4 protein-coding genes are annotated in these 3370 nt (G+C 30.4%); all 4 read right to left on the reverse strand.

Annotated elements, in window-relative coordinates; all coding sequences use genetic code 11:
• Positions 1–196: hypothetical protein (locus ACXJIE_RS03115; RefSeq protein ID WP_456479520.1), on the reverse strand; the 196-nt coding region annotated here is incomplete at its 3' end.
• A gap of 284 nt (positions 197–480) precedes the next feature.
• On the reverse strand, positions 481–1038 hold the full coding sequence (locus tag ACXJIE_RS03120; protein WP_456479521.1) for a hypothetical protein: 558 nt from the start codon (positions 1036–1038) through the stop codon (positions 481–483).
• Positions 1031–2404, reverse strand: coding sequence for an AAA family ATPase (locus tag ACXJIE_RS03125; RefSeq protein ID WP_456479522.1), 1374 nt, complete (start codon positions 2402–2404; stop codon positions 1031–1033). The genes ACXJIE_RS03120 and ACXJIE_RS03125 overlap by 8 nt, the downstream gene beginning before the upstream one ends.
• A 158-nt stretch (positions 2405–2562) precedes the next feature.
• Positions 2563–3370 (reverse strand): aminopeptidase (locus tag ACXJIE_RS03130; RefSeq protein WP_456479523.1); only part of this gene is annotated, 808 nt, incomplete at its 5' end.

A 3370-nucleotide genomic window follows, 5' to 3' on the forward strand; every position in this document is an offset into this window, starting at 1 on the left:
ACTCGCCGTTTGCAATGTAATCAAGGGTTTGAAGCATAGTTTCAACCGGAATATCTTTGCCAAGTTTTTGTTCAAGTTGGGAATGAAGTTCCTCTTTAACCTTATCCTCGGCATACTTTTTTACAAACTGATTATTGAATGCAAAAGAATTTATAAAAAAAACAAAAAAACTTATAAAAACAATCGCTTTTTTCATAAAAATCCCCCCGAAAATCTCAACTCAATCTAAAAATTTCTCCAGACCTGACAAACTTTCACATCCCGAATATAGTTTTGCAAACTTAACAAAAAAAACTCTTCTCCCTAACAATTTTCAATCAAATCCTCTATTCCCCTGTCCCGGTTATAACCCTTAAATTATAATTCTTTCCATTTGCAAAATCCATACTTTTACTCCTGCGTTCGGGTATTGAAGGGAAAGACAAAAAAAATCAAGGGCGGCTGAAAGCTTGCCTTTTTTAGACCCATCAAGTTAGATTGTTATAAGCTTTTTATAACTTTAATTAAATTATACGCCTGATTAGTACAATAACATTCTATATATTTTAATCCCCTTTTTTCCTCAAATTCTATTTTACCTTTTTTAGTAGTTTGTTTTTTTATTTGTTTTCTCTTTGAAAACAACAATCCTATATATTGAGGTGTAACATTAAAATTAGTTTTAAAAAGCTTTAATTGTTCTATTACATAAGTAATAAAATTTTTTGTGCTTATAAATTGGTCTAAAAAACCACTTTTAGTTTTTGACTTCAATTCTACCAAAAAAATTATTAAATTATTTTTATAAATATTAAATATTATCCCATCACATCTTTTATATAAACCCTTTTCAGAAGGTTTAAATACTGTTACAAAATCTTCTCTTTCCAAAGTCATAACAAAAACTTTACCTATTGTTGAAAACTCTATTTTTTTACATGTTCCCTTCTGGTTCTTATTCTGCTTTTCTTCTATATATATTTTATTGCCATTTTTTTTATCTATATGAAACTCTCTTCTTATACAATTATTTAGCGTTGTCAATATATTCTCAGGCATCTTTCTCATTTTTATCAATTATTGACCAATAAATATCATCACTTGAAACATTTTGCATGTTAATAACATCATCAAAACTTTTGACAATTATCCCCTCTTTATCAATTTCCAATAATTTCACTTTACCCTTATCTACTAGATATGGTTTTATTTTACTCTTTTTTAAAATCATCTCATCAGTATAATCATATTTATTCATAATAGTCTGTTTATTTGGAAACTCTTCATTGAGCATAATTAAATTATTAAATTCTTTTATAATATAATCACTATGCGTAGATAAAATAACATTTACTCCATTATTAACAATTAAAGCTAATAACTTAGCAACATTTCTTTGATTATCCGGATGAAGATTCAATTCAGGTTCATCAACAATAAGAAAATCTCCTTTTTGGGCCATATGTTTCAAATAAAACTCGAGAGAAAAAAAAGTCTTTGCGACTGAAGAGCTTAAATGAATATCTATTGAATTTTTGTAATTATTGCCATTATAACTTTTTTTATATGGGCAAAATTTAATTCCACCATCTTTTTGAACAACATATTTTCCACCAATAATTTTTTTATGTAAAAACTTATTTAAAAATCGAAACTCACTTTCTGTTTTTTTTAAATTATTCAAACTATTTAAAAAATTTATATAATCAGAAATAGGTTTAGGATACTTAGTAATAATATCTTTTAATATTTTAAAAGGGTCAAAGCGCGTAACTGCACTTTTTTGTAGATACTCAACCAACACGTTTCTATTTACATTTAACTCTTGATAAAATAAATTGAGTCCGGTTCTTTCTGCTGGAAGAATGAAAACATCATTTGAAAATTCACTAAAAATACTTTTAAGCAAAACTTCGTTAATAAATTCCAAATAAATTCTATCTGGCAATTTTTCTGTGTCTGTAAAAACAATAGTAATTTCATCTATTCCTTTCTCTTTTACAACTTCGCAAACATTTTTTTCTATACCAATTAAAAATTTAGCCTTAATTTCTTTTTTAATTACATTTTTTAAAATATTATCTACTTCTTGATAAATAGTCACTTTGGTATTTCTAAAAGTTCCTTTTTCCGCACTAAAAAATAAATCTAAATCCCTAATAATTGTCTTTTCTAATCTTCTTTTTATTTCATCATATTTATCTTTTAAAAAATCACTTAACTTAAACTTATAAATCCCATTATCAATACATGTTTTAGGAATTTTATCCAATATCACAAGTCTTTTAAGGGTTAAAATCTTATACAACAAATAATTTAAATATGTTTTTCCACTATTGTTCTGTCCAACAAAAATTGTCAAATTTCCAAGTTGTAAATCATCAACTGTTTTTATATTTCCTAAATTCTCAATTTTTAATTTCATTCTGAGTACCCCATTTAACAATTTTTTATAATCTTATCAAATATCAACATGCTATACAATAACTTAGTTTTTATTTTCGCAAATCTTACACTAAATGACAAAAACCCCACCTTTCAGCGGGGCTTCTTATTCAAGTTTCTTTTTCTTATTTTGCTTTTTTACTTCAAGTTTTCGGGGTTTAGGCCTTCTAATTCGGGGATGACGAAGAGGCCGTCTTTTCTGATGAGTTTGCCGTCGAAGTAGATTTCGCCGCCACCGTATTCGGGGCGCTGGATGCATACCATATCCCAGTGAACGGCGGAGCGGTTGCCGTTGTCCGCTTCGTCGTAGGAGTTTCCGGGGGTGAAGTGGAATGAGCCTTTTATTTTTTCGTCAAAGAGTATGTCAAGCATAGGCTCTTCAACGTAAGGGTTCAATCCTATTGCAAATTCCCCTATGTATCTCGCTCCTTCGTCTGTATCAAGGATTTTGTTGAGTTTGTCGGTTTTTTTGCCTGCGTCGGCTTTTACTATTTTTCCGTCTTTGAATTCAAGGTAGATTTCGTCGAATATTGTTCCCTGATAGAGTGTTCTCGCATTGTAGGTTATGTGTCCGTCTACCGAATTTTTCACGGGAGCGGTAAATACCTCGCCGTCGGGTATGTTCATTTTTCCGTCGCATTTGATTGCGGGTATGTCTTTTATTGAGAAGGTCAAATCCGTGCCTTTTCCTTTTATGTGCACTTTGTCGGTTTTGTTCATTAAGTCAACAAGGTTGTCCATTTCTTTTGACATTTTGGAGTAGTCAAGAGTGCACACGTTGAAGAAGAATTCTTCAAATTTTTCGGTAGGCATGTTTGCACTCTGCGCAAAGGAAGGTGAAGGCCATCTCAATACAACCCATTTCTTTTTAGGCACTCTGATTTTCATGTGAACGGGGTTGAGCCATTCCTGCTGCCATTCTTTCATTCTTTCGGAGGGAACGTCT

The sequence above is a fragment of the Nautilia sp. genome, assembly GCF_053994455.1.